Origin of the sequence: Chromobacterium haemolyticum (assembly GCF_009936155.1) — a bacterium.
Classification (GTDB): Bacteria; Pseudomonadota; Gammaproteobacteria; order Burkholderiales; family Chromobacteriaceae; genus Chromobacterium; species Chromobacterium haemolyticum.
In genome coordinates, this window is sequence record NZ_AP019312.1 from 4510700 (window position 1) to 4534919 (window position 24220).

The following is a 24220-nucleotide window of genomic DNA, read 5'->3' on the forward strand; positions in this document are numbered from 1 at the left end:
CCGGCCTGAATCTTTTTCCAAGATGTCCACCGTGAGCGCCTGGCAAACCGACTATCTCTCCCACCCTCTATATCGGCCCGTACGCGACGCCGCCGAGCTGATCGCTCCCGCCTCCTGGCCGGAGCAAGAGGACTACGACCTGCTGCTGCGGCGCTACCGGCAACAACGCCCGAACGCGCTGCCCCCGGCACTGCGCTTTGCCTGCGATCTGGAGCCGGAAGCCTATTACGAGATGCACATCGGCCACACCGGAGAGATCCCCACCCGCAGCGGCAACTGGCACGATTGGTTCAACGCCTTGGCCTGGCTGGCTTGGCCGCGGAGCAAGCAAGCGCTGAACCGCCGCCACCTGCGCGCCATCGCCCGCGGAGAGACCAAGCGCGGCCCGCTGCGCGACGCGGCCACGCTGTTGGACGAATGCGGCGTCATCGTCGCCGTCGCCGATCCGGCTTTCAGCCGGATGCTGGACGATATGGAATGGCAGCGTCTGTTTCTGGAACATCGCCAAGATTGGGACCGTCGCATCGGCGTTCACGCCATCGGCCACGCGCTGTTCGAAGTCGGCCTGCGGCCGCATATCGGCTGGTGCGGCAAGGCGCTGCCGCTGGCGGTGCCGGAAGCCTTCTTCCGCTGGGACGAAGCTCGCCGGCGGGACCATCTGGACACGGAGTTGGCGCGGCGACTGGACGACGACGGTTTCATGCCGGCCCCACGCTCGCTGTGGCCGCTGCCGCTGCTAGGCATTCCCGGCTGGTGGCCGGACAATGAAGATCCGGCCTTCTACGCCAACCGCGATTATTTCCGGCCAACGCGGCGGGCGAAATCCTCCAGCGTCACGGACTGAAGCTCGGCCGTCATCGGCCCCAATAGGGTTTCCACTCCGGCTCCGACATCGTCGTCGCGGTAGTTGTCGCTGCGATACACGAACAGTTCGAACAGCTCCACCATGCAGATGGCCGACAACTTCTTGCCCAGAACCCAACCGTCGCGCTGGCTTTTCTGAACAAAACCGCGGGAGCTCAACATGTCCAGCACCCAGCCCAGCTCGTCGTAGCCCACCTTCACCTGGCTGCGCAACTGCACCGGGCTCAGCAGTTCGCCGCGGTTCTGCGCCTCGTCCAGCAGCAGCAACACCTCCACCGCGTCGAGAAAACGCCGCCTAGGCTCGAAGCGACGCCGCCATGCGTCGCCCTCCCAATAAGACAACGATGCCGTGAACACCGCGCCGCTGAGCACCACCATCCACAGGCAATACACCCACAACAGGAAAATCGGGATACTGGCGAAGGCCCCGTACACCAATTGGTAATTAGCGACCTGACCGATGTAGAAGCCGAACAAGGCGCGCGTGGCCTCCAGCAAGATCGCGGTCAGCAAGGCGCCCACGCTGGCGTGCTTGATCGGCACAAAACGGTTGGGCACGATGCGGTACAACAGCGACAGCACCAGGGCAGTCAGCAAGATGGACCCGCCGGCTTCCACCATATTGGCCAATACCGGCAGCGCGTGATCGAACTTGCTGACCTTGAACAGACTGCGCCAAGCCAGCAGGCTGCCACCCAGCACCAGCGGCCCCAGCGTCAGCACCGTCCAATACACCATGCTCTGCTGCAATAACGGCCGCCCGCGGCGCACGCCCCAGATGGCGTTGAAAGTACGGTCTATGGTGGACATCAGCATCAACGCGGTAACGCCCAGCATCACAATGCCGGCGGCGGTCAACTTCTCTGCGTTGTCGGCGAACTGGCGCATGTAGACGGTAATCACCTTGCCGGCGAACTCCGGAACCAGCGTGGACAACAGCATGATCTTGAAACGGGTGCTCAGATCCGAGAATACCGGAAACGCGGAAATCACCGTCAAGGCGATGGTGAACAAGGGTACCAGCGCCAACAGCGTGGTGAAGGTCAGGCTACCGGACACTTGCGCGACGCGATGGCTGCCCATGCGCCGGGCAAGAAAGCGCGCAAAGCCCAGATAAGGTTCGATTCGACTCATTTGCATCTCGGCAAAATAATGGCAAAGCGCGGATCAGGCAAGCCGCACAGAGTTGCTTTATCATGCATCCGCTTGCGCGGCGGCGCGCGACCTATCGTTTTTGATCTCACAAGGAAGGCCCCAAACCCATGCAAGACCTCTTGGTGCTCTACTACAGCCAGCACGGCGCCACCCGCGAACTGGCCCGGCTGATCGCCCGCGGCATTGAAAGCGTGCCTGGCTGCCAGGCCCGGCTGCGCACCGTGCCCAAGGTGTCCGCGGTCTGCGAAGCCACCGAGGCCGCCGTCCCCGAGGCCGGCGCGCCCTATGTCGAGGCCGCGGATCTCGTAGAATGCATCGGCCTGGCGCTGGGCAGCCCCACCCGCTTCGGCAATATGGCGGCGGCGGTGAAATATTTTCTGGACGGCACCAGCCCGGAATGGATGCAGGGCGCGCTGGCCGGCAAACCCGCCTGCGTGTTCACCAGCAGCGCCTCGCTGCACGGTGGGCAGGAATCCACCCTGTTGACCATGATGGTGCCCTTGCTGCACCACGGCATGCTGATGGTGGGCCTGCCCTACACGGAAACCGCGCTGACCCGGACCAGCACCGGCGGAACGCCTTATGGCGTCAGCCATGTCGCAGGCGTGCGCAATGAACAAGCCATCAGCGACGACGAGAAACAACTGGCGCTGGCGCAGGGGCGCCGGCTGGCTGAGATTGCGCTGAGGCTGGCCGCCCCGTTCTAAAGCTGCAGCGCATCGAAGAAAGCGCTCGGCGACGCACCCAATTCGCGCTTGAACATCGTCGAGAAAGCGCTGGGGCTGGCATACCCCAGATCCAGCGCCACCTCCAACACGCTGGCGCCACGCGCCAGACGCTCCAAAGCCGCGATCAGCCGCGCTTGTCGCCGCCACTGCCCGAAGCTCAGCCCGGTCTCGCGCTGGAAGCGGCGCTGCAATGTGCGCGGATCCATCGCCGCCTGCGCCGCCCACTCGGCTACGCCGCGCGCGTCGCCGGGGTGGCTGAGCAACTGCCTACACAATTGGTCCAGCGCCGCCGACGCCGGCTGCGGCAAGGACAAAGCCAAACTCGGCAGGCTGCGGATCTCGTCCAGAATCAAACGCATCACCCGTTCCGCCCGGCTATCCGGCGGGTAAGGCACCGCAATGCCGGTTGCGGCCTGAATCAGCTCGCGCAACAAGGGCGACACCGCCAGCACGCAACACTCCGCCGGCAGGCCGGCCAAGGCGTCCCCGCGCACATATACCGTTCGCATCCGAACCCGGCTCAACATATTCACCTGATGCCAAGTAGCGATGGGCAGCCAGATGCCGCGCGTCGGCGGCACAATCCAGCGGCCCTGATCGGTGGTGACCATCATCACGCCTTCCACTGCGTACAGCAGCTGTGCCGTGGGGTGGGCGTGGCGCGGCGAAACACCGCCGGCCGCGTAATCGCGCGCCTTGCCCACCACCGGGGCCGCGCCGCCGTCATAGTCATGCAAATGGTCGAAGTCCGCCACAATGCCTCTTTTGCGAAGATAACTGCCTTATTTTGGCAGGACGGACGCTATTTTGCTCGTTAGTATGACATTCACCCACTAGCTGAATGATTCTCAAGCCCATGACCACCGCCACCGCCGCCGCGCCTGATCAAGACAGCACTCGTTTCCGCGTGCTGGGCGCCATCAGTTTCTCCCATTTTCTCAACGACATGCTGCAGTCGCTGCTGCTGGCGATCTATCCGCTGCTTAAAGGCAATTACCAGCTCAGCTTCGCCGAAATCGGCCTGATGACCTTGACCTACCAATGCACCGCCTCGCTGCTGCAGCCGCTGGTGGGGCTCTACACCGACAAGAAACCGATGCCATACTCGCTGGTGCTGGGCATGGGAGCCACCCTGTGCGGCCTGCTGCTGCTGTCCAGCGCCGGCAGCTTCCCCCTCCTCCTGCTGGCCGCGGCGCTGGTGGGCACAGGCTCCTCGGTATTTCATCCGGAATCGTCGCGGGTGGCCCGCATGGCCTCCGGCGGCCGCCCCGGCCTGGCCCAATCCATTTTTCAGGTGGGAGGCAACGCAGGCAGCGCCAGCGGGCCGCTGCTGGCGGCGCTGATCGTCATCCCCTTGGGCCAGGGCAGCATCGCCTGGTTCGGCCTGGCCGCCTTGCTGGCGATGGCGGTGCTGTTCAAGATCGGCCAGTGGTACAGCCATCAGCAGCGCAAGGCCAAAACCGCCGCCATCGCGACGCCGCCTCAGTTGTCGCCAGCGCGAGTGAAGCTGACGCTGTTCGCCCTGCTGGTGCTGCTGTTCTCCAAATACTTCTACACCGCCAGCATCACCAGCTACTTTACCTTCTATCTCATCAAGCACTTCGGCCTGGGCGTGCAAGCCGCGCAGTTCCATCTGTTCTTGTTCCTGTTGGCGGTCGCGCTGGGCACCATCTTCGGCGGGCCGATCGGAGACGCCATCGGTCGCAAGCGGGTGATCTGGTTCTCCATCCTCGGCATCGCGCCGCTGACCTTGCTGCTGCCCTACGTCAATCTGTTCTGGACCAGCGTGCTGTCGCTGGGCATCGGCTTCGTGCTGGCCTCTGCCTTCCCCGCCATCATCATTTACGCGCAGGAACTGTTGCCGGGCCGGGTGGGCATGGTGTCAGGCATGTTCTACGGCTTCGCCTTCGGCATCGGCGGCATCGGCGCCGCTGTGCTGGGCCAACTGGCCGACAGCCGCGGCATCGAATTCGTCTATCAGCTATGCGCCTTCCTGCCGCTGCTGGGCCTAGTGGCCGCACTGCTGCCGGATCTACGCGGCGACAAGGTTTGACACTGGCGCCGCCCTGCCCGGATACTTCCGCCATTCAATTTTTCCAACGCGCCTGCGGCGCCGTCTGAACGCTCTGCGTTACGCGGCTTGCCGGGCGCGTTGCCCATTCGGACGGAAAATCATGTGTGGAATCGCCGGTTTCTTCTCTCAACGCCCCACCGCCGCGGCCACCGCCCAGGCCATGTTGACGGAGCTGGGCCGGCGCGGACCCGACGCGGCCAATCAATTATTGCTGAACGCCGACTGGCAAGCGGCGACGGACGGCGACATCCACAACGCGCTGCTGCACGCGCGCTTGTCCATCATCGACCCGCGGCCCATCGCCAACCAGCCGATGGCCAGCGACGATGGCCAGGTCTGGATCTGCTACAACGGCGAAGTCTATGACTGGGCCGCCGACAAGGCCGAATTGGAAGCCGGCGGCGCGCGCTTCGCCACGCACTCCGACACCGAGTTCATCCTGCGCGGCTACCAGGCCTGGGGCATTGAAACCCTGCTGCAGCGGCTGCGCGGCATGTTCGCCTTCGCCATCCTGGATTTGAAACAACGCAAAGTGCATCTGGCGCGCGACCGGATGGGCGAGAAACCGCTGGTCTATTCGCTGCTGGACGGAAACTTCGCCTTCGGCTCGCTGGTGCGCTCGGTGCTACCCTTCTTGCCGCCGCAACGGCGAGACTTCTCCGCCGACGCCATCGACGCCTATCTAGCGCACCGCTACATCCCGGCGCCCGCCACCTTGTTCAGCCACATACAGCGCCTGGAAAACGGCCACCGGCTTGAGTTTGACCTAGACACCCGCTCGCTGCGCAAGTTGCGCTACTGGCAGCCAGCCAAGGACAGTGGCGACTGGCTGCAAGAGCTGGACCGCGCGGTGGCGATGCGCACCGTCGCCGACCGCCCGCTCGGCGTGCTCTTGTCCGGTGGCATCGACTCCACCGTGATCGCCAGCCGGCTGGCCATGCAACAGTTGACGCAATTCAGCAGTTTCACCGCCGCCTTCCCCGGCTCCAAGCTGGACGAGGCCGCCGACGCCGCCGACTCCGCGCGCAGAATGGGCCTGGCCAACCTGGCGGTGCAGATGCCGGACAATCTGGCGGCCGACTTCGAACGCATCGTCGCCGACCTCGACCAACCCTTCGCCGATCCGTCCAGCTTCCCCACCTGGTATCTGGCGCGCGAAGTCAGCCGCCACGTCAAAGTGGTGCTGTTGGGCGACGGCGGCGATGAATTGCTGGCTGGGTACAAGCGCGTCAACAAGCATCTGCGCACCCGCTGGCGCAGCTTGCTCAAGCTGCCGCTGGCGATCCAGCCCTCGCTGGACGGCAAGGGTGCCGGCAAGCTGGCCACCGAGCTGGCGATGAGCTGGCAGGACGCCTACTCGCTGCGCTTTTCCGGCTTCACCCCCGGCCAACGCCTGTTCCTGCAAGGCAACCGGCCGCTGACGCGGCTCTGCCACTGGCGCGCGCCCGACGACATCGGCCCGCCGCCGGCCAATGCGCCAGCCGGCCTGCATCATTTGCTGGCGATAGACTTCGCCAACTACCTGCCGGACTACATCCTGCAAAAGTCGGACCTGTGCACCATGGCCCATGGCCTGGAAGGCCGGGCCCCGCTGGTGGACCACCGCTTCTATCAAGCCTTGTTGGCGGTGGACGGCAAACAACGCTTCACCCAGCCGGCCAAGCTGATCTTCCGCCGCGCCATCCACCCGGCGCTGCCGGCGGACTTCTTCCAGCGCAAAAAGCGCGGCTTCAACCCGCCCTTGTCCGGCTGGCTAAAGACCAGCCTGGCCCCGCGCATGGACGGCCTGGGCGAACGTCTGGCGCGGCTCAGCCGCGGCCAGCTCGACGCAGCGGCAGTGGACGCCTTCGCCGCCGCCTACCGAAACGGGGCCGAGCATCTGGCCGAGCAGATGCTGCAGTTGCTGATTTTGGACGAAAGCCTGGGACAGCTCAGCCGGCTGTCGACGCAAATCTGAACGCCACGCGGTGCATGCCATTCCTATGGCCAGCGCCGCCCGACGTCGCATCTGCTACATTCGACACCACATTTTCGTTTGAAAACGATAATGATTAGCATTAGTATTTTTAGGCAGGCCAAGCAAACCAATAATAAAGCGCTTATCCGCCCGGCCGGCGTCCTTCGCCGCCAAGCAGTGCCCTATTCAATTGAAACCAAAAGGAAACAATATGCGTCGCTTTGTCCAACTGGCTATCGCCACCGCAGCACTCACCGCTTCCGCCGCCTCCATGGCCAAGGAATACCCGATCGGCAAGCCGGCCCTGAAGAACGGCATGGAGATCGGCGCGGTCTACCTGCAGCCGACAAAGATGGAACCGGAAGGCATGATGCGCAAGGCGGAAGAATCCGACATCCACCTGGAAGCCGACATCCACGCCACCAAGAACAACCCGAACGGTTTCGAAGAAGGCGCATGGATGCCTTACCTGGTGGTTAAGTACGAACTGAGCAAGGTGGGCGGCAAGGAAGTGCTCAAGGGCGATCTGATGCCGATGGTGGCCAACGACGGTCCGCACTATGGCGACAACATCAAGCTGCAAGGCCCGGGCAAATACAAGCTGAAATACACCATCCTGCCGCCGTCGGCCAACCAGCACGCTCACTTTGGCCGCCACATCGATAAGGAAACCGGCGTGGGCCCGTGGTTCAAGCCCTTTGAACTAAACTACGAATTCACTTATGCCGGCATCGGCAAAAAAGGCGGCTATTAATCCCGTTGTTCTTGCAAAAACAGGATTAATGCGAATGAGAATGTAAACGCAAGCCATTCTCATGCGTTAAAATAAGACAGCGCATGCCTTCGCCTGCGCTGTTTTCAATCCGGAGACCCATTCCGATGAAGTTCGCGCCCTTGACCCTGGCCGCCGCCGCGGCCTGCCTGTTGTCCATGTCGGCCATAGCCGACGACATGCCGGTGTTCAAACTGGTGATGAAGGACGGCGTGTTCACACCCGCCCGCCTGGTGGTCCCCGCCGGCAAGAAGTTCAAGGTTGAAGTGATCAATGCCGGCAAGACCCCGGCCGAATTCGAAAGCACGCCGCTGCGCAAGGAAAAGGTGCTCGGCCCCGGCGCGGAGTCCTTCCTGGTTTTCCAGCCGCTGTCCCCCGGCGAATACAAGTTTTTTGACGAATTTCACATGAAGACCGGCCAAGGCGTCATCGTCGCCAAGTAAACGCGGCCCATCCGCTGTGTAAGCCGTATTCAGGAGTAGACCTCATGGGACAAGTCCTATTCATCGTCTGGCGCGAAAGCGTCGAAGCCTTGCTGGTCGTGGGCATCCTCAATGCCTGGATGAACCAGAACCCGGCCGGCGCCGCCGGAAAACGCTATTTGTGGGCCGGCGTGGCGCTGGGCCTGCTCGCCGCCGTCGGCCTGGCCGTGGCCCTGTTCGCCGCCAGCAGCCTGATGGCCGGCGCTCAGGACATCTTCCAGACAGTGATGGTGTTCACCGCCGCGGCGCTGATCGTGCACATGGTGCTGTGGATGCGCGAGCATGGCCGCACGCTGAAGAAAGAACTGGAGGCCGGCCTGCGCGAAAACGCCAGCAATGCCAACTGGTGGGGCGTCACCCTGCTGGCCGCCATCGCCATCGCCCGCGAAGGCAGCGAAACCGTGGTCTTCCTCTACGGCATGTTGGCCGAGGCTGACGGCTCCACGCTGGCCAGCATGAGCTTTGCCGCCATAATAGGCCTGGGCCTGGCCTTTCTGACCTTCTATCTATTGCAGCTGGGCGGCAAATATCTATCCTGGCGCTTGTTCTTCCGCATCACCGAAATCATGCTGCTCCTGCTCGGCGCCTCGCTGTTCCTCAGCGGCGTGGAGAAGCTGATCTCGATGGACATTCTACCGGCGCTGGTCGACCCGCTGTGGGACAGCTCCGCGCTGCTTGACGACATGAGCCCGGCTGGCGGCGTCGTCGCCTCTCTCACCGGCTACCGCGCCCACCCCGCCCTGATGAGCCTGATCGCCTACGCGCTGTTCTGGGCGACGATCTGGGCGCTGTTCCAGTGGCGCAACCGCAAGCAGACACTGGCCGTATGAAATCCGCCCGCCCGCCGCTTCCCCATTCCGCCGACGTCGCCGCGCGCGCCGGCGGTTCCTGTCGCCAGCCGACGGCCCAGGGTTTCATGGCCGCCGTCGGCTTGTGGCTGCGGGATCACGCCGGCCTGCTGCGCGCGCTGCAATGGGGCGTGGTAGTGGTCTACGCTGCGCTGCTGATCGTGCCGGCCTGCCTGGACTTGCCGGAAGACAGCGCCCGGATCTGGAACAATCTGACCATCTTCGCCCAATTCGTGTTCTGGGGCATTTGGTGGCCGTTCGTGCTGTTGTCCATGGTGTTGTTCGGCCGGCTGTGGTGCGGCGTTCTCTGCCCGGAAGGCGCTTTGTCCGAGTGGGCGGCCAAAAAAGGCCTGGGCCGCCCTATCCCGCGCTGGATGCGCTGGGGCGGCTGGCCCTTCGTCGCCTTCGCTCTGACCACCATCTACGGCCAACTGGTCAGTGTCTACCAATACCCTAAGGCCGCATTGCTGGTGCTAGGCGGCTCCACCGTGGCCGCGGTGATCATCGGTTTCATCTATACCCGCGGCAAACGCGCCTGGTGCCGCCACCTGTGCCCGGTCAACGGCGTGTTCGGCCTGCTGTCCAAGCTGGCGCCAATGTATTACCGAGTGGACGAGGCCGCCTGGAAAGCCTCACAGCAAGGCAAAACCATCCCGATACAGGCGGTGGATTGCGCGCCGCTGCAACCGCTGCGCCATATGCAAGGCGGCAGCGGCTGCCATATGTGCGGCCGCTGCAGCGGCCATCGCGACGCCATCGAACTGAGCCTGCGCTCGCCCACTGAAGAAGTGGTCAAGGTCGCAGCCAAAGAGGCCGATGGCTGGCAAACCGCCTTGATTGTCTATGGCTTGCTGGGCGTGGCAATGGGCGCCTTCCACTGGACCATGAGCCCTTGGTTCGTGGCCATGAAACAGGCGGCGGCGGAATGGCTGGTGGACCATGACATCCTGTGGCCGCTGGATACCGAGGCGCCGTGGTGGCTGCTGACTCATTATCCGCAGCACAACGACGTGTTCTCCTGGCTGGATGGCGCGGCGTTAATCAGCTACGTGCTGGCTACCGCGCTGGCGCTGGGCAGCGGCCTGTTGCTCTGCCTGGCCGCCGGCGTGCGCATCGCCGGCCCTTGGCGGACTCAACGGCTGCACCACCTGGCCCAAAGCCTGATCCCGCTGGCCGGTTGCGGCGTGTTCCTTGGCCTGTCCGCGCTGACGGTGACGCTGCTGAAGGCGGAAGGGGTGCCGATGTTCTGGGCCAACGACGCGCGGCTGACCTTGCTGGCCGGAGCCAATCTGTGGTCGCTATGGCTGGGGCGGGCCATTCTCGCGCGCTGGAGCTCCGGCCCGCGCCAGGCGCTCGCCTTGATGCCATTGTTGGCGGCGCTGGCCTTGGTGGACGCCGCCTGGGGCTTCATGTTCTGGTGGTGGTAGCCGCCCGGCTGGCGGCGGGGTGGGCGCTGTGCGATAACAAAGCATGCTCCCACCCTGATCCTGGAGTCGCGCCATGTGGCGTCCGCTGCTGCTTGTTCTCTATTGCCTGGCCGCGCCCGCCCGCGCCGAAACACCGGCGATAGACTTCGCTACGGGCGAGTGGCCTCCCTATGTGTCGCGCAGCTTCACCGCCGACGGCGTCTTCGCCGACATGGTGCGCCAAGCTTGCCGGCGCGCCGGCTATATAGCACGTTTTCACTATATGAGCTGGCCTCGCGCGGAAGCCGAAATCAAGGCCGGCCGCGCCGCGGCGGCCTTTCCCTATCGGCCGACGCCGGAACGCGCGCTCAGTTTCGACTTTTCCCCGCCGCTAATCCACAGCAGCAGCTACTTCTTCTATTACAAGCCCCGGCTCGCCCATCCCCCCGCCGACTTCCGCAGCCTGGCCGACTTGCGCGCCTACCGCATCGGCGTGCAGCTGGGCTATTGGTATCAACCGCTGTTCCGGCAATACCGGCTCAACACGCTGAACACCAGCGACGAGGAAAGCGCGATCAAGCTGCTGCGCGCAGGCCACTTGGACCTGGCGCCGCTGACGCTGGAGCGCGGCCTATTCCTGATCCGCACCCAGGCCGCCGGCCATGAACAGGACTTTGCCTATATTCCCACTCCGCTGGACAACGCCACCTCGCTGTCCCTGATGTATTCACGCAGCTACCCAAACATCGCCAAGCTGCGGCCGGCAATCGATCAAGCCTTGCAAGCAATGCAGGCCGACGGCAGCCTTCACGCCATCTACCAGCGCAACTTCCCCGAACTCAAGCCGCGGCGCTGACCAGAGTCGGTTTCAGCACCTGCTCGGCGTCCTTGGGATCGACACCGATCAGGAAACCGCGCTTGCCGCCGTTGATATAGATGCGCTCCAACTCCAAGATGCTGGCTTCCATATACACCGGCATCTCATGGCGGGTGCCGAACGGGCTGGTGCCGCCCACTTGGTAGCCGCTATGCTTGTCCGCAGTCTTGGGATCGCAGGGATGCACCTTCTTGACGCCGATCTGCTTGGCCAGCATGCCAGTGCCCACTTCGCGGTCCCCGTGCATCAACACGATCAACGGTCGTTTGTTCTCGTCCTCCATGATCAAGGTCTTGATCACGCAGTGCTCGTCCACGCCCAACTCTCGCGCCGACACCGTGGTGCCGCCCTTTTCCTCGTACTTGTACACATGCTCGCTAAAGCTGACATGATGCTCGCGCAATACCCGGATCGCCTGAGTGACCGGGGCCTTTCCCTTGGACATGATCTTCACAGCCTGAAAAAACAAAACGCCACTGTAGAAGTTTGCGCGCCGCGAGGCAAACCCCAATCCGCGCCACGTCGCCGATGTCGGCAGCGAGCTTGCCCGAGATCAAACGCCGCTCGGCCGACGCCAACGCCACCACAGCCTCAGCCCAAGCAGCAGGGCCAGCACCGCGGCGTAGATCAAGGGCTGGCTCAAGTCCTTCTTCACCAGCCACCAGTAATGCACCACCGCCAGCAGCGCCGTCGGGTACACCAGCCGATGCAGCCGGCCCCAATTGCGCTTGAGCCTGCGCATCCAACCTTGGGTCGAGGTCAACGCCAGCGGCGTCATCAACAACAGCGCGGCAAAGCCGACGGTGATGAAGGGGCGTTTGTAGATATCCCTGACGATGCCTGCCCAATCAAAAAACTGATCCAGCCATAGATAGGTCAGGAAATGCAGGCTCAGATAGAAAAAAGCGAACAGGCCCAGCATGCGCCGGCACTTAAGCGGCCAGCCGCCAACGCCAAAGCGCCGCAACGGCGTCATCGCCAGCGTCGCCAACAACCAAACCAGGGTCCAGGTGCCGGTGGAACGAGTGATGAACTCTACCGGGTTCACCGCTTCTCCGGACAACACGACCCAGGCGGCGCGCGCCAGCGGCAACAGACAGGCCACAAACAACAGGCATTTGAACCCGGCCAACACGCGGTCGGCAGGACGGGCGGCAGCGGATTTAAGGCGCAAAGTCGTCATCCCCGCTCCATCAATAGTTCTTGCGCAGATCCAGACCGCGGTACAAACCCGCCACCTGCTCTCCGTAGCCGTTGAACATCAAAGTCTTGCGCTTGAAGAATTCGCCGATGCGGCGCTCGCTGGCCTGGCTCCAGCGCGGGTGATCCACTTCCGGATTCACATTGGAATAGAAACCATACTCGCGCGCATTCGCCAGATTCCAGCTGGTGGCCGGCACGGTTTCCTGCAAATGGATGCGCACGATGGATTTGATGCTCTTGAAGCCGTATTTCCACGGCACCACCAAGCGGATGGGGGCGCCGTTCTGATTGGGCAAGACATCGTTATAGAGGCCGACGGCCAGAATGGTCAGCGGATGCATCGCTTCGTCGATACGCAGACCCTCGCGATAGGGCCAGTCCAGCACCCGGCCGCGCTGGCCGGGCATTTCCGCCGGCCGCTGCAGAGTTTCGAAGGCCACGTATTTGGCGCGCGAGGTCGGATTCATCTGTTTAAGCAGGCTGGCCAGTGGAAAGCCCACCCAAGGAATCACCATGCTCCAGCCTTCAACGCAACGTAGCCGGTAAATCCGCTCCTCCAGCGGAAATTTCAACAGCTGCTCGATGCCGAAGCTGCGCGGCTTGGCCACCTCCCCGTCCACCAACACATTCCAGGGTCGGGTTTTCAGACTGCCGGCGTTTGCCGCCGGATCGGCCTTGTCGGTGCCGAATTCATAGAAATTGTTGTAGCCGGTAATCTCTTTCAGGCTATTGGCTTTGTCGTTGCCGGCCAGGGTCGACAGTGGGCTTTTCTTGGCGGCCAGCGCCGCCAAAGTCTCAGCGGACAGCAGCAGGCCCGCGCTGCCCAGCATGAAATGGCGGCGGTTCAGATATACGCCTTCCGGCGTGATGTCCGACGAGGAAATATCGGCGGGTTTCTTGATCAGCATGGCGGTGTCTCCGGTCTCTACCCCCATGAGTCGGGAGCGGCTCCTGAATCTGACAATCGTTCACGCAGATAATTTACGCAAGTGGTTCCTCATCCGCCCGCCAGGCGCGCCCCAAAGCGCTGCCCTGGCCGCCGTCACGCGCCAGAAGCCGGCCTATCGCCTGCAAGGCGGTCCAGCGCGGGCCGCACCAGTCCGGCGCGATCAGGGTTGGCGCCTGCGCGGTGGCCGACACTCGGTGGTACACCACTTGCGGCGGGGTATGGCGGATCAGGCTGGCCGCCGCTTCCGCGTAATCGTCCAAGCTCCACGGCGCCACTTCGCCCCGCCGGTATTGCGCCGCCATCCGCGAACCGCGCACCACCATCAGCGGATGCAACTTCAACCCTTCCACGCCGATGTCCAACACCGCGTTCAGCGAGGCATGGACAGCGGCAGCGTCCTCTCCGGGCAGGCCGGCGATCAAATGAGTGCACACCTTGAGCCCGTGGCCATGCGCTCGCCGCACCGCATCGCGATACTCAGCCAAGCCGTGGCCGCGCCGGATCAGGGCCTGGGTCCGGTCGTGCGCGGTCTGTAGTCCTAGTTCCAGCCATACCTCGCCGCCTTGCTGCTGGTATTCCGCCAGCAAGGCCAGCGCGGCGTCCGGCACGCAGTCCGGCCGGGTACCCACGCACAAACCCACCACATCGGCGCCGGCCAGCGCCTCGTCGTACAAGCGGCGCAGTTGCTCGGTTTCGGCGTAGGTGCTGGTATAAGCCTGGAAATAAGCCAGATAACGGCGCGCGCGGTCAGTCTTGATTTTCTCCCGCGCCAATTGCTCGCTGATCGACAAGGCCGCCGGATCGCGGCCGAAACTGCGCACATTGCAAAAGGTACAGCCGCCACGCCCCAAGGTGCCATCGCGGTTGGGACAGGTGAAGTCGCCCGCCAGCGATAATTTATGCACCGGCTCGCCAAAACGGCGCTTCAGATAATAACCAAAGGTATGCAGATGCCGGGTCAGGTCCATTGCCAAACAACGCCCAAAGCCGGGCAGTCTAGCCAGCGAGCGGGCAGGAGGCGCTGAGCGGGATCAAGGATGGGCGCAATGGCTCTCTGTAAAGCAGTTCATAGTCTCGTTAGCAAGAACGAAACAAGGCGAGAACGGCTGAAAAAGCGGAGTGCACACACGCTACATGAGCATTTTGAAAGTGCGCTTACCGAGCCAGGTTTCACGACGCGTGGCAGATCGTAAACAGGTCTTAAAGACGGTGCCAGCCCAATAGATACAGCACCGAAAACAGCCCCGCGCTGACTAGCAGCGCCAGGGCCAGCGTGCTGAACAGCTCGTGCAGGCTCTGCCGCTGACGACGGTTGAGCAGCCAGCGGGCCAACATCAGCAGCACGCCGCACAGCACGAAGAACTTGAAGAGACGACCGAGCATGGCGGGCCAGAGAAGGAAAGTCGCCCGATTATCCGGCGCGCCGCCGCGGCTGGCAAGACGCTGTCGCCGGCGGCTCAAGACATGCTAAAGTCCTGACTGTAGCCTACAGGAGGCTCCGCGACGAGAATGGCCGGCACAGACCGGCCGCCGGTGGAGCGACAGCATGAGCATGGCCAACGCCGCGCATGCCGAAAATAGCAAAAGAGGCACTCAAGTCATCATGTCCGACTCCCACGACTCCGTCGGCATCGTTACGGCTCAAACCGCCGTGTTCGATACCCCCTTGCCGCTCAATAGCGGCGCCATACTGCAAGGCTACCAGCTGCGCTTCGAGACCTATGGCGAACTCAATGCCGCCAAGAGCAACGCCATCCTGATCTGCCACGCCCTGTCCGGCCACCATCATGTAGCCGGACGCTACCAGGCGGACGACAAGGCCGCCGGCTGGTGGGACAATATGGTTGGTCCCGGCAAGCCCATCGACACCCGCCGCTTCTTCGTGGTCGGCGTCAACAATCTGGGAGGGTGTCATGGCAGCACCGGCCCCTCCAGCGTCAATCCCGCCACCGGCCAGCCCTGGGGCTCCGCCTTTCCCGTCGTCACCGTGTCCGACTGGGTCTACAGCCAGTCGCGCTTGGCGGACCGATTGGGCATAGAACGCTGGGCGGCGGTGATAGGCGGCAGCCTGGGCGGCATGCAGGCCTTGCAATGGAGCATCGACTACCCGGAGCGCATTGCCCACGCGCTGGTAATCGCATCCGCCCCCAAGCTGTCGGCTCAGAACATCGCCTTCAACGACGTGGCGCGCCAAGCCATCATCACCGACCCCGAATTCCACGGCGGCGACTTCTACGCCCATAATGCGCTGCCGCGGCGCGGCCTGCGGCTGGCGCGCATGCTCGGTCACATCACCTATCTATCCGACGACGGCATGGGCGCGAAATTCGGCCGCATGTTGCGTTCCGGAGACTATCGCTTCGGCTACGACGTGGAGTTCGAGATCGAATCCTATCTGCGTTATCAGGGCGACAAATTCTCCGACGCCTTCGACGCCAATACCTACCTGCTGATGACCAAGGCGCTGGATTACTTCGACCCGGCCAAGAGCTTTGGCGGAGATCTGGTCGCTGCGCTGAAAAAGGCCAGCGCCCAATTCCTGGTAGCCAGCTTCACTAGCGACTGGCGCTTTTCGCCGGAGCGATCGCGCGAAACCGTCAAGGCGCTGGTGGCCGCCAACCGGCCGGTGTCTTATGCCGAAATCGAGTCCGTACACGGCCACGACGCCTTTTTGATGACCGACGAACCCTATGTCCAATTGATGCGCGCCTACCTCGACCGCGTGGCGCGGGAGGTGCAAGCATGAACGCCCCGCAAACCACGGCGCCGCTGCGCGCCGACCTGCGCCTGATCGCCGACTGGATCACGCCCGGCAGCAGGGTTCTGGATCTAGGCTGCGGCGACGGCGCGCTGCTGTCCTGGCTGGGCCGCAACAAACAAGTGGTGGGTTACGGCGTGGACCTGGATGTGAGCAATGTCGTCAAATGCGTTGCCTCCGGCGTCAACGCGCTGCAAGGCAACCTGGAAACCGGATTGGCCGAATTCGACAGCGACGCCTTCGACCACGTAGTGCTGTCGCAAACCATACAGGCGATGCGCGAAACCGAGCAGATTCTCAACGAAATGCTGCGAGTAGGCCGCGAAGCCATCGTCACTTTTCCCAACTTTGGCTTCTGGGAAAACCGCTGGCAAATCTTGCAGGGTCACATGCCGGTTTCCGACACCATCCCCTACCAGTGGTACGATACGCCCAACATTCACTGGTGCATGCTCGGCGACTTTGAAGCGCTGTGCGCCAAGAATCGGCTGCGCGTGGTGGAACGCGTGGTGATGAATGGGGTCAAACGAGTGACTTTCATGCCCAACTTGCGCGGCAGCCTGGCGTTCTACCGGGTGGCGCGCCAATAACAACAAGCGGCGGGCCGGTCCCGCCGCGCGATCCGTAGAAACTGGCCTGCCCATGAGCAACACAACCATCGACTGGCGGCGCGACGTCTTCTCGCGCACGATGCTGATCTGCGTCTTCACCGGCTTCGCATCCGGTCTTCCGCTGTACACCCTGATCAACCTGCTGCCCGCCTGGCTGCGCAGCGAAGGCGTCGACCTCAAGGCCATCGGCTTGTTCGCGCTGATCGGCTTGCCCTATACCTGGAAATTCCTGTGGTCCCCGTTGATGGACCGCTACGTGCCGCCGCTGCTGGGCCGCCGCCGCGGCTGGATGCTGCTGACCCAACTGGCGCTCATCGTCACCATGGCAGGCTTCGGCCTGTTCAATCCGGCCCAGCACATCTGGAGCATCGCCGCGCTGGCGGTGGGCGTGGCCTTCTTCTCCGCCAGCCAGGACATCGTGCTGGACGCCTATCGCCGCGAAATTCTCAGCGACAACGAACTGGGGCTCGGCAACACCGTGCACATCAACGCCTACCGGCTGGCCGGCCTGGTGCCCGGCTCGCTGTCCTTGATCCTGGCGGATTACATCCCCTGGGACCGGGTCTTCTTGATCACGGCCTTGTTCATGATTCCGGGCGTACTGATGACGCTAAAAGTCAGCGAGCCCAAACTGGCGGGCCAAGCGCCCAAAACGCTGCGAGAAGCCGTGGTGGAGCCCTTCCATGAGTTCATCACCCGCCAGGGCTGGCAAGGCGCCGCCTGGATTCTGGGCTTCATCTTCCTGTACAAGCTAGGCGACAGCATGGCCACCTCGCTGGCCACGCCGTTCTACTTGGACATGGGTTACGCCAAGTCCCAGATCGGGCTGGTGGCCAAGCACGCCGCGCTGTGGCCGGCGGTGGTAGGCGGCCTGCTCGGCGGCCTGTGGATGATCAAACTGGGCATCAACCGGGCGCTGTGGGCCTTCGGCGTGGTTCAGGTACTGTCCATTCTGGGCTTCGCCTGGCTGGCCAGCTATGGACGTTTCGCCTCCATCGGCGCGCATGAACTGAGCATGCTGGCCGTGGTCATCGGCTTCGAAGCGCTGGGCGTCGGTCTCGGCACCGCCGCCTTCGTCGCCTTCATCGCCAAGAGCACCCACCCGGCCTACACCGCCACCCAGTTCGCCTTGTTCACCAGCCTGGCCGCGGTGCCCCGCACCCTGGCCAACGCCTCTACCGGCTATATCATCGACGCCATAGGCTGGACCCATTTTTTCCTGTTGTGCACCGCGCTGGCGCTGCCCGGCATGGTGTTGTTGCTGAAAGTCGCCCCATGGAGGGAAAAGGAGGGAGCATGAAGGCATGGAAATCAGCGTTGCTAGGCGCAACGCTGCTGAGCGCATCCTGCGCCGCCGCCGCGTCGGCCTCCGCCGACACGGCCATGCAAACCGTCAAATACCGCTGCAACGGCAGCAAAATGGTAGTGGTGGAGTATCCAATCCAGAACAGCGACGCCGCTATCCGCCTGAGCTGGAATAACCACCGCTATCGGCTAACTCCAACCAAGGTTGCTCAAGGTGAGCGTTATATAAGCCAACAACTGATCTGGTCGCTGCTGGACGAACAAGCGCGCCTGACCACCCGCGGCGGCCGCGTACTGGCTCAAAGCTGCCGCAAGATCCAGCTGTAAGCGACGGCCGACGACGCTTAATCACCCCAGGCCCCGCATGACTGCGGGCCGGACTCATCCGGCCCGCATTGCGATAGATTGCCATCCTGATCCAGGCTCAACTGCAAACGGCCGGCCAACCGGTGCCCCGCCCTGGGCTTGGCCAACAAACGGAAACTGGCTTGTCCGGCGCTGTCCGTCGCAAGACTGGCGCTGCCCAGCCTGATTTCAAACTCGCTCGTGCCCGGCCGCGGCAACGGCGGCCACGACCCGGACTGTGAACGGTTTTCCAAATGCCAACGCTGGACGAAATGGAGATTCTCCAACAAGGCCGCGCGCGCCTCAGCCAACTGCCCGCGCAATATCTGCTGCTGATAAGCCGGCCAGGCCATCGCGGCCAGGATGGCCGTCACCGCCATCGCCGCCAGCAACTCCAGCAAGGTCATCCCGACTTGCGTTCTCATTCCTCCTCCAATTGCCGCCAGTTCAAGCGCCCGCCGCGGCCAGCCTGCTCGCCCGCTCCGGCCCAGAACCAACTTTGCACAGTCAGCGCGCTACGCTCGCTTTCGCCCCAAACCCTCACGCTGATCCGGAACAGACGACCATCGACGCCAACGAACCGAAACGCCGGGTTGAGCAGCTCCAACACATAGCGCGGCGGGCTCCAACGCTGTCCAACTCGCACCCGCGCCGGCAAACACGATGTCGGCGGACGGCCCGGCGTCGGCTCAAGCGGACGACTGGGTCCGCAAGGATGCAATAGCGGCCACCGCGCGCCGTTGATCTGCACGCTGCGCCGCCATAAATCTGGCTCGGTCGAACACAAACCGTAACCGACGCCGTCAACGGTGGACAGACAGTCCGGCATGAACCAACCCAAGCCACGGGCGTCGCCGTGCCAGGGAATGCCGCTTTCGCCCGCCAAGCCATCCTCAAAGCGGAGATTCAAGTCCAAAACTCGCCGCTCCGCCGCCCGCAAGGCCTGCAGCGCCGCCAGCCGCAGCGCCCGCTGTTCCGCCAGATTGCGCGTGGCGCGCTGTTCCACCGCCACTGAACGGGCGGTTCCCATGGCCAGCGCCGTCAACAGGCTGAGCAGCGGCAGGATCAGCCACAACACGGCGCCGTGCGGCCGGGAACCTCTCATCCGCTCGGCTCCAATGCGCACGGCAGGGCCGGCGTCAACGCCACCACGGTGGTCCATCCCTGCCGGCGGCCGTCCGACTGAATCTCAAGCGACAGCTCCACCCGCGACAAACGCATCCAATCCTCAACGCTCAGTTGCTCCGCTTGTTCCCGCCAGGTCAGCTCCAGCGGCCGGCAAGCGCGGCGAACGCCAAAGCGCTGCCGCAACGCCGCCACGCCCGTTGCCAGCAATTGCGGCGGCTCCGCCGCCAGGCCGGGCCGGCTTTCCTCCAACCATAAGGCATCGCCTTCGCCCTCTCTACGCAGGACGTAACGCTGCGAAGCGATGGCCAATACCTCCAAGGAGGCGCTATCCGCGCCGCGCAACGGCCCCGCCGCAGCGTCCCCCTGCCAGGCCAGCACATGCGCGCCGGACTCCCGCCGCCATTGCAAGCCCGGTTCACCCTGCGTCAACAGCCTCAGACTAGAGCAACTGGCCAACGCCGCTTCTTCCCAATCCGCCTCGCTGTGCCAACGCAACATGGTCTGCGTCGCCTCCTCCGTCACCGATACCGCCGCAGCGCTAACGCCGTAGCGAAAGCGCATGCCTTCCGGCGCCTCGAACCCGCGCCCCGGCGATTCCGCAGCTTGCGCGCACGCGAAGCGTCCATGCCTGCGCCAGCTCTCCGCCAGTTGCGCCAGCGCAAACTGCCCGTCCTGGTGTCGCCGCAAACGGCTCTCGAGCGCTCGCAGGCTACCCTGCATCGTCAACGCGCCTTGCAAGGCCAGCGCCAACACCAGCAGGCCCAGGCTCATCGCCACCATCATCTCCACCAGGGAAAAACCCTGGTCACGCACACCGGCGGCCACGGCTAAGGCGCTTCCAATGCCAGCACGTAACGACGAGCAAAACGACCAGGGCCATCTCCGCCCGCTCTCTCGTCCCAAGTCAACCGCACATAGACGACATCGCCCTGCTGCTCGCACAGCTCCGTCATCGCATTCAACGCGCCGCGGCACTGCCGCGCCTCAATGGCGTTTCCCCCCAAACCTTCCAGCCGCTGCCGCAAGCGCGACCAATCCGCCTGCTGTTGCGCAGCCGCCTGCGCCGCTTCCGTCTCCGGCCACAACAGCGCCGCTTCGCCCAGCTCCAGCGCTGCCGCGATCACCTCCGCTCGCAACATGGCGTCGCGGCCATGCAGCAGAGCACGTAGCTGCACAGAGGACAGCGCCAACATTGAAACCATGACAACGAACAAGGCCAGCATGGTTTCCAGCAAAGCGCCGCCGCGCAAGGCGGACTCAGGCCGGGCAAGCATGATCCGCCTTGCCGACTTCCGCACGGCCATAGCCGCTGACCGTCAGAATCAAACACAGACCCGCGCGCGGACTTTCCAGCACCAGGCGAGCCCCCTTCCCGCGCGCCAGCCGTCCGTCCGGCATGAATTGCAACTGGTCCCGCTCCGCGCGCATTCGCACCTTGCCCACGGCGAACACCAGCAGATGCAAGCGCTCCTGACTGTCGTAACCCGCTTGGACGCCGCCCTCCTTATCCGCGTAAACCAGAGCGCCACGGTCCCACACCTGCCTCTGCTTGGCACAGCCTTGCAATTGCAGGTTCCGCTTCAGGTTGGCCGCGCACACGTATACCGGACGGTTGCTACGCAGCGCCTCGCTGCGGGCAAAGTGCAAGAGATTGGCCATAGCTTGGGCGTGGCTGCGCAATTGCTGGGCCAACAACAAACGGCTCAGTCCCGGCGCGGCGATCGCCAAGCACAGCAAGATGATCGCCAGAACCGTCATGGCCTCAATCAGGGTGAAACCGATCTGAGTTCGCATGTCAGACCCCGTCTCATTGGGAGTCTGGACAATATATTGAGCAAAGCGAGGCTAACGGAACCGATCTTGTTCCCGAAAACGCCAGACCAACCAGGCATTTAGGCCAGGGCCAACAAAACGACATGGGCATGAAAAAAGCCAGCCTACCCGGCTGGCTTTCAGATTACGATGCAAATCCCGCTCAGTGCGCGCTTTCCCAACTTTCCCCCGCGCCCACCTCCGCCAACAGCGGCACCTTGAGCTTGGCCACGCCGGCCATGATCTCAGGCAAACGCCGCTTAACCCGCTCCAACTCGGCTTCCGGCACTTCCAGCACCAGTTCGTCGTGCACCTGCATGATCAGTTTGCTGCCCATGGCGTCGTCCTGAAGCCAGTTCTGCACCGCTATCATCGCCAGTTTGATCAGATCCGCCGCCGTACCCTGCATCGGCGCGTTGATCGCCGCGCGTTCCGCGCCGGCGCGTCGCGCCGGGTTCGACAACTTGATCTCAGGCAGGTACAGGCGGCGACCGAACACGGTTTCCACATAGCCTTGCTCGCGCGCGGTTTCGCGCGTGGTCTGCATATACTCCGCCACGCCCGGATAGCGCATGAAGTAACGGTCAATGTATTGCTGGGCGGCGCTGCGCTCTATGTCCAGCTGCGCAGCCAGGCCGAAGGCGCTCATGCCGTAGATCAGGCCGAAGTTAATCGCCTTGGCGGCGCGCCGCTGATCAGGGCTGACTTGGGACAATTCCACGCCGAACACCTCGGCGGCGGTGGCGCGGTGGATGTCCTCGCCGCTGGCGAAGGCCTGCAGCATGCCGGCGTCGTCGGACAAATGAGCCATGATGCGCAGCTCAATCTGTGAATAATCGGCGCTGACGATCACGTGCCCCGGCGGCGCGATGAAGGCCTCCCGCACTCGACGCCCTTCCGGTGTTCGCACTGGAATGTTCTGCAGATTGGGGTCCGAGCTGGCCAAGCGCCCGGTGATCGCCACCGCTTGCGCATAATTGGTATGCACTCGGCCGGTGGCAGCATTGATCAGCAGCGGCAATTTGTCGGTGTAAGTGGACTTGAGCTTGGCCAGGCCGCGGTATTCCAGGATGCACTTGGGCAACGGGTGATCCAGCGCCAAGGCCTCCAACACCGACTCATCAGTGGAATAACCGCCGGACGGAGTCTTCTTCACGCCCTTGGTGGGAATGGCCAACTTGCCGAACAGGATTTCTTGCAACTGTTTGGGCGAGTTCAGATTAAACGGCTGGCCGGCCAATTCATAAGCCTGGCTCTCCAGCCGCAGCATTTCCGTGCCCAATTGGTGGCTTTGCGCCGCTAGCCGGTCGCGATCTATCAACACCCCATGTCGTTCCATCGTAAACAACACCTCGGCCACCGGCAGCTCGATGTCGCGGTAGACCTCGCGCAAGCGTCCTGTCAGCAAGCCGGAGAAGTATTGATTCAAGCGCAGCGTGATGTCGGCGTCCTCGGCCGCGTAGTTGGACGCAGTGTCCACGTCCACCTCGCCGAAACCGATCTGCTTGGCGCCTTTGCCGCAAATCTCCTCGTAACTGACCGTGGATTCGCCCAGGTGACGGCGCGCCAGATCGTCCATATTGTGGCGCTCATGGCTTTCCACCACATAGGAGGCCAGCAGGGAATCGTCGATCACGCCCGCCAGGCGAATGCCGTGATTGGCGAACACATGACGATCGTACTTCAGGTTCTGGCCGCATTTTTTCCTGTCGGCGTTCTCCAGCCAAGGTTTGAGCTTGGATAGGCTTTGCTCCAGATCCAATTGCTCAGGCGCTCCGGCATAGTGATGACCCAACGGCAAATAGGCGGCCTCGCCGGAACGCACCGAGAAACTGAGGCCGATAATACGCGCCTGCATCTGGTCCAGGCTGGTGGTCTCGGTATCCAGCGACACCACCTCCGCTGCCGCCAGCTTGGCCAGCCAGGCGTCCAGCTGCGCCGCGTCCAGAATGGTTTCATAGCGCCGCTCCGCCACCGTCTCCGGCAAGGCTGGGCTGTCCTGCGCCGCCTCAATGGCAAACAGATCGTCGCCCTGCGCGCCTGCCGCGGTTTGCGCCACCGCCGGCATGTCCTCGCCCTCGGTCACTTCGCGGTAGAAGGTACGGAAGCCCAGGCCTTGGTACAACTCGGCCAGCCGCGGCTTATCCTTGACGCCATGTTGCAGGCTGTCCAGGCCGTAAGGCATGTCCGCGTTCAGATCGACATCGCACTTGATGGTGATCAGCTCGCGGCCCTTGGGCAGCCAGTCCAGCGCCGCGCGCAGGTTCTCTCCCACCTTGCCGCCCACTTCCGCCGCCTGGGCGATGATGGCGTCCAGATTGCCGTACTGTTCCAGCCACTTGACCGCGGTCTTGGGGCCGCACTTGTCGACGCCCGGCACATTGTCCACCTTGTCGCCGATCAGGGTCAGATAGTCGACGATCAATTCCGGCGGCACGCCGAACTTGTCCTTGACCCCGTCCCGGTCGAAGGTTTCATTGGTCATGGTGTTGACGATGGAAACCAGGCCATCCACCAATTGCGCCATGTCCTTGTCGCCAGTGGAAATGATTACCCTCATGCCGGCTGCCGCGCCGGTTCTCGCCAGCGTGCCGATCACGTCGTCGGCTTCCACCCCCGGCACCACCAGCATCGGCCAGCCCGAGGCTTGCACCACCTCATGGACCGCCGTAATCTGGGAGGCGAGTTCCTCCGGCATCGACGGGCGATTGGCCTTGTATTCGGGGTAAAGGTCGTCGCGAAACGTCTTGCCTTTGGCGTCGAAAACGCAGGCGCTATAATCGAACTGCACTTCCTTCTCCAGCCGCCTGAGCATGTTCACCATGCCGTAGACAGCCCCCACCGGGCGGCCATCCGGAGAGCGCAAATCGGGCATCGCGTGAAAGGCGCGGTACAAATAAGAAGAGCCGTCGATCAATAACAGTGTTTTCATAAAAAGAGGCAGAA

Annotated in this window: 26 protein-coding genes; 13 read left to right on the forward strand and 13 right to left on the reverse strand. The window is 63.3% G+C overall.

Annotated features, from left to right (window positions below; genetic code table 11):
* Positions 1 to 22 precede the first annotated feature (22 nt).
* Positions 23 to 844 carry a DUF3025 domain-containing protein gene (locus GYH29_RS20800; protein ID WP_408610169.1) on the forward strand — a complete coding sequence of 274 codons (822 nt, stop codon included), beginning with the start codon at positions 23 to 25 and terminating at the stop codon, positions 842 to 844.
* Here GYH29_RS20800 and GYH29_RS20805 read toward each other — a convergent pair.
* Positions 796 to 1998 carry a YihY family inner membrane protein gene (locus GYH29_RS20805; protein ID WP_081554562.1) on the reverse strand — a complete coding sequence of 401 codons (1203 nt, stop codon included), beginning with the start codon at positions 1996 to 1998 and terminating at the stop codon, positions 796 to 798. The genes GYH29_RS20800 and GYH29_RS20805 overlap by 49 nt on opposite strands.
* Positions 1999 to 2126: 128 nt before the next feature.
* Between GYH29_RS20805 and wrbA the strand changes: the two genes are divergently transcribed.
* Positions 2127 to 2726, forward strand: coding sequence for an NAD(P)H:quinone oxidoreductase (gene wrbA / locus GYH29_RS20810; protein WP_019100453.1), 600 nt, complete (start codon positions 2127 to 2129; stop codon positions 2724 to 2726).
* On the opposite strand, the gene GYH29_RS20815 is transcribed toward wrbA, so the two are convergent.
* Positions 2723 to 3502 (reverse strand): AraC family transcriptional regulator, encoded by a 780-nt coding sequence (locus GYH29_RS20815; protein WP_081575861.1) that lies wholly within the window; start codon positions 3500 to 3502, stop codon positions 2723 to 2725. The genes wrbA and GYH29_RS20815 overlap by 4 nt on opposite strands.
* 101 nt (positions 3503 to 3603) lie before the next feature.
* On the opposite strand from GYH29_RS20815, the gene GYH29_RS20820 reads away from it, so the two are divergent.
* The 7 genes from GYH29_RS20820 to GYH29_RS20850 all read left to right on the forward strand — a co-directional run bounded on the left by GYH29_RS20820 (position 3604) and on the right by GYH29_RS20850 (position 11142).
* Entirely contained in the window at positions 3604 to 4800 is a 1197-nt protein-coding gene (locus GYH29_RS20820) for an MFS transporter (RefSeq protein ID WP_232060429.1), read from the forward strand.
* 121 nt (positions 4801 to 4921) lie between these two features.
* Positions 4922 to 6778 carry an asparagine synthase (glutamine-hydrolyzing) gene (gene asnB, locus GYH29_RS20825; protein WP_019100456.1) on the forward strand — a complete coding sequence of 619 codons (1857 nt, stop codon included), beginning with the start codon at positions 4922 to 4924 and terminating at the stop codon, positions 6776 to 6778.
* 211 nt (positions 6779 to 6989) lie between these two features.
* Positions 6990 to 7532 carry an iron transporter gene (locus GYH29_RS20830; protein WP_043589767.1) on the forward strand — a complete coding sequence of 181 codons (543 nt, stop codon included), beginning with the start codon at positions 6990 to 6992 and terminating at the stop codon, positions 7530 to 7532.
* Between the two features lie 125 nt (positions 7533 to 7657).
* On the forward strand, positions 7658 to 7993 hold the full coding sequence (locus GYH29_RS20835; protein ID WP_019100458.1) for a cupredoxin domain-containing protein: 336 nt from the start codon (positions 7658 to 7660) through the stop codon (positions 7991 to 7993).
* A 44-nt stretch (positions 7994 to 8037) separates the two neighbouring features.
* A complete protein-coding gene (locus tag GYH29_RS20840) occupies positions 8038 to 8862 on the forward strand; it encodes an FTR1 family iron permease (RefSeq protein ID WP_161524332.1) in 825 nt (274 codons plus the stop codon).
* Positions 8859 to 10307, forward strand: coding sequence for a 4Fe-4S binding protein (locus GYH29_RS20845; RefSeq protein ID WP_161524333.1), 1449 nt, complete (start codon positions 8859 to 8861; stop codon positions 10305 to 10307). The genes GYH29_RS20840 and GYH29_RS20845 overlap by 4 nt, the downstream gene beginning before the upstream one ends.
* A gap of 73 nt (positions 10308 to 10380) precedes the next feature.
* The gene (locus GYH29_RS20850) at positions 10381 to 11142 is read left to right on the forward strand and encodes a substrate-binding periplasmic protein (RefSeq protein ID WP_019100461.1); all 762 of its coding nucleotides are present in this window, start codon (positions 10381 to 10383) and stop codon (positions 11140 to 11142) included.
* Here the strand turns inward: GYH29_RS20850 and ybaK are convergent.
* The 5 genes from ybaK to GYH29_RS20875 form a co-directional block, all read right to left on the reverse strand.
* Positions 11126 to 11608: a Cys-tRNA(Pro) deacylase gene (gene ybaK, locus GYH29_RS20855; RefSeq protein WP_039753797.1), complete on the reverse strand. Its 483-nt coding sequence runs from the start codon at positions 11606 to 11608 to the stop codon at positions 11126 to 11128. The genes GYH29_RS20850 and ybaK overlap by 17 nt on opposite strands.
* A gap of 108 nt (positions 11609 to 11716) precedes the next feature.
* A complete protein-coding gene (locus tag GYH29_RS20860; protein WP_161524334.1) occupies positions 11717 to 12346 on the reverse strand; it encodes a protein-methionine-sulfoxide reductase heme-binding subunit MsrQ in 630 nt (209 codons plus the stop codon).
* Positions 12347 to 12356: 10 nt separating this feature from the next.
* A complete protein-coding gene (gene msrP / locus GYH29_RS20865) occupies positions 12357 to 13301 on the reverse strand; it encodes a protein-methionine-sulfoxide reductase catalytic subunit MsrP (RefSeq protein WP_232060430.1) in 945 nt (314 codons plus the stop codon).
* Between the two features lie 46 nt (positions 13302 to 13347).
* Complete coding sequence (locus GYH29_RS20870; RefSeq protein ID WP_019100465.1) at positions 13348 to 14283, reverse strand: TIGR01212 family radical SAM protein; 936 nt, start codon at positions 14281 to 14283, stop codon at positions 13348 to 13350.
* A gap of 232 nt (positions 14284 to 14515) precedes the next feature.
* Complete coding sequence (locus GYH29_RS20875) at positions 14516 to 14698, reverse strand: protein MIGRI (protein ID WP_019100466.1); 183 nt, start codon at positions 14696 to 14698, stop codon at positions 14516 to 14518.
* 220 nt (positions 14699 to 14918) lie between these two features.
* Between GYH29_RS20875 and metX the strand changes: the two genes are divergently transcribed.
* Genes metX through GYH29_RS20895 form a run of 4 tightly spaced genes read left to right on the forward strand, consistent with a single transcriptional unit; the run spans position 14919 to position 18316 of the window.
* Complete coding sequence (gene metX / locus GYH29_RS20880) at positions 14919 to 16061, forward strand: homoserine O-succinyltransferase MetX (protein ID WP_043590005.1); 1143 nt, start codon at positions 14919 to 14921, stop codon at positions 16059 to 16061.
* Positions 16058 to 16663 carry a methionine biosynthesis protein MetW gene (gene metW / locus GYH29_RS20885; RefSeq protein WP_019104002.1) on the forward strand — a complete coding sequence of 202 codons (606 nt, stop codon included), beginning with the start codon at positions 16058 to 16060 and terminating at the stop codon, positions 16661 to 16663. The genes metX and metW overlap by 4 nt, the downstream gene beginning before the upstream one ends.
* Positions 16664 to 16715: 52 nt before the next feature.
* Entirely contained in the window at positions 16716 to 17984 is a 1269-nt protein-coding gene (locus GYH29_RS20890) for an AmpG family muropeptide MFS transporter (protein ID WP_043589754.1), read from the forward strand.
* Positions 17981 to 18316 (forward strand): MliC family protein, encoded by a 336-nt coding sequence (locus GYH29_RS20895; RefSeq protein WP_161524335.1) that lies wholly within the window; start codon positions 17981 to 17983, stop codon positions 18314 to 18316. The genes GYH29_RS20890 and GYH29_RS20895 overlap by 4 nt, the downstream gene beginning before the upstream one ends.
* A 17-nt stretch (positions 18317 to 18333) precedes the next feature.
* Here GYH29_RS20895 and GYH29_RS20900 read toward each other — a convergent pair whose 3' ends face one another.
* The 6 genes from GYH29_RS20900 to polA form a co-directional block, all read right to left on the reverse strand.
* Positions 18334 to 18759: a type IV pilin protein gene (locus GYH29_RS20900; protein ID WP_161524612.1), complete on the reverse strand. Its 426-nt coding sequence runs from the start codon at positions 18757 to 18759 to the stop codon at positions 18334 to 18336.
* The gene (locus GYH29_RS20905) at positions 18756 to 19439 is read right to left on the reverse strand and encodes a hypothetical protein (protein ID WP_081575868.1); all 684 of its coding nucleotides are present in this window, start codon (positions 19437 to 19439) and stop codon (positions 18756 to 18758) included. The genes GYH29_RS20900 and GYH29_RS20905 overlap by 4 nt, the downstream gene beginning before the upstream one ends.
* On the reverse strand, positions 19436 to 20287 hold the full coding sequence (locus GYH29_RS20910) for a PilW family protein (protein ID WP_161524336.1): 852 nt from the start codon (positions 20285 to 20287) through the stop codon (positions 19436 to 19438). Before GYH29_RS20910 ends, GYH29_RS20905 begins: the two co-directional genes overlap by 4 nt.
* Positions 20288 to 20289: 2 nt before the next feature.
* Positions 20290 to 20736, reverse strand: a complete 447-nt coding sequence (locus GYH29_RS20915; RefSeq protein WP_043589750.1) for a hypothetical protein — start codon at positions 20734 to 20736, stop codon at positions 20290 to 20292.
* Complete coding sequence (locus tag GYH29_RS20920) at positions 20720 to 21256, reverse strand: GspH/FimT family pseudopilin (RefSeq protein WP_161524613.1); 537 nt, start codon at positions 21254 to 21256, stop codon at positions 20720 to 20722. Before GYH29_RS20920 ends, GYH29_RS20915 begins: the two co-directional genes overlap by 17 nt.
* A gap of 181 nt (positions 21257 to 21437) precedes the next feature.
* Positions 21438 to 24206 (reverse strand): DNA polymerase I, encoded by a 2769-nt coding sequence (polA, locus tag GYH29_RS20925; protein WP_161524337.1) that lies wholly within the window; start codon positions 24204 to 24206, stop codon positions 21438 to 21440.
* Positions 24207 to 24220: the final 14 nt, after the last annotated feature.

Coding starts and splice junctions, on each gene's coding strand:
- GYH29_RS20800 (WP_408610169.1), top strand. CDS start 23: ATGTCCACCGTGAGCGCCTGGCAAACCGACTATCTCTCCCACCCTCTA.
- GYH29_RS20805 (WP_081554562.1), bottom strand. CDS start 1,998: ATGAGTCGAATCGAACCTTATCTGGGCTTTGCGCGCTTTCTTGCCCGG.
- wrbA (WP_019100453.1), top strand. CDS start 2,127: ATGCAAGACCTCTTGGTGCTCTACTACAGCCAGCACGGCGCCACCCGC.
- GYH29_RS20820 (WP_232060429.1), top strand. CDS start 3,604: ATGACCACCGCCACCGCCGCCGCGCCTGATCAAGACAGCACTCGTTTC.
- asnB (WP_019100456.1), top strand. CDS start 4,922: ATGTGTGGAATCGCCGGTTTCTTCTCTCAACGCCCCACCGCCGCGGCC.
- GYH29_RS20830 (WP_043589767.1), top strand. CDS start 6,990: ATGCGTCGCTTTGTCCAACTGGCTATCGCCACCGCAGCACTCACCGCT.
- GYH29_RS20835 (WP_019100458.1), top strand. CDS start 7,658: ATGAAGTTCGCGCCCTTGACCCTGGCCGCCGCCGCGGCCTGCCTGTTG.
- GYH29_RS20840 (WP_161524332.1), top strand. CDS start 8,038: ATGGGACAAGTCCTATTCATCGTCTGGCGCGAAAGCGTCGAAGCCTTG.
- GYH29_RS20845 (WP_161524333.1), top strand. CDS start 8,859: ATGAAATCCGCCCGCCCGCCGCTTCCCCATTCCGCCGACGTCGCCGCG.
- GYH29_RS20850 (WP_019100461.1), top strand. CDS start 10,381: ATGTGGCGTCCGCTGCTGCTTGTTCTCTATTGCCTGGCCGCGCCCGCC.
- ybaK (WP_039753797.1), bottom strand. CDS start 11,608: ATGTCCAAGGGAAAGGCCCCGGTCACTCAGGCGATCCGGGTATTGCGC.
- GYH29_RS20860 (WP_161524334.1), bottom strand. CDS start 12,346: ATGACGACTTTGCGCCTTAAATCCGCTGCCGCCCGTCCTGCCGACCGC.
- msrP (WP_232060430.1), bottom strand. CDS start 13,301: ATGGGGGTAGAGACCGGAGACACCGCCATGCTGATCAAGAAACCCGCC.
- GYH29_RS20870 (WP_019100465.1), bottom strand. CDS start 14,283: ATGGACCTGACCCGGCATCTGCATACCTTTGGTTATTATCTGAAGCGC.
- GYH29_RS20875 (WP_019100466.1), bottom strand. CDS start 14,698: ATGCTCGGTCGTCTCTTCAAGTTCTTCGTGCTGTGCGGCGTGCTGCTG.
- metX (WP_043590005.1), top strand. CDS start 14,919: ATGTCCGACTCCCACGACTCCGTCGGCATCGTTACGGCTCAAACCGCC.
- metW (WP_019104002.1), top strand. CDS start 16,058: ATGAACGCCCCGCAAACCACGGCGCCGCTGCGCGCCGACCTGCGCCTG.
- GYH29_RS20890 (WP_043589754.1), top strand. CDS start 16,716: ATGAGCAACACAACCATCGACTGGCGGCGCGACGTCTTCTCGCGCACG.
- GYH29_RS20895 (WP_161524335.1), top strand. CDS start 17,981: ATGAAGGCATGGAAATCAGCGTTGCTAGGCGCAACGCTGCTGAGCGCA.
- GYH29_RS20900 (WP_161524612.1), bottom strand. CDS start 18,759: ATGAGAACGCAAGTCGGGATGACCTTGCTGGAGTTGCTGGCGGCGATG.
- GYH29_RS20905 (WP_081575868.1), bottom strand. CDS start 19,439: ATGAGAGGTTCCCGGCCGCACGGCGCCGTGTTGTGGCTGATCCTGCCG.
- GYH29_RS20915 (WP_043589750.1), bottom strand. CDS start 20,736: ATGCTTGCCCGGCCTGAGTCCGCCTTGCGCGGCGGCGCTTTGCTGGAA.
- GYH29_RS20920 (WP_161524613.1), bottom strand. CDS start 21,256: ATGCGAACTCAGATCGGTTTCACCCTGATTGAGGCCATGACGGTTCTG.
- polA (WP_161524337.1), bottom strand. CDS start 24,206: ATGAAAACACTGTTATTGATCGACGGCTCTTCTTATTTGTACCGCGCC.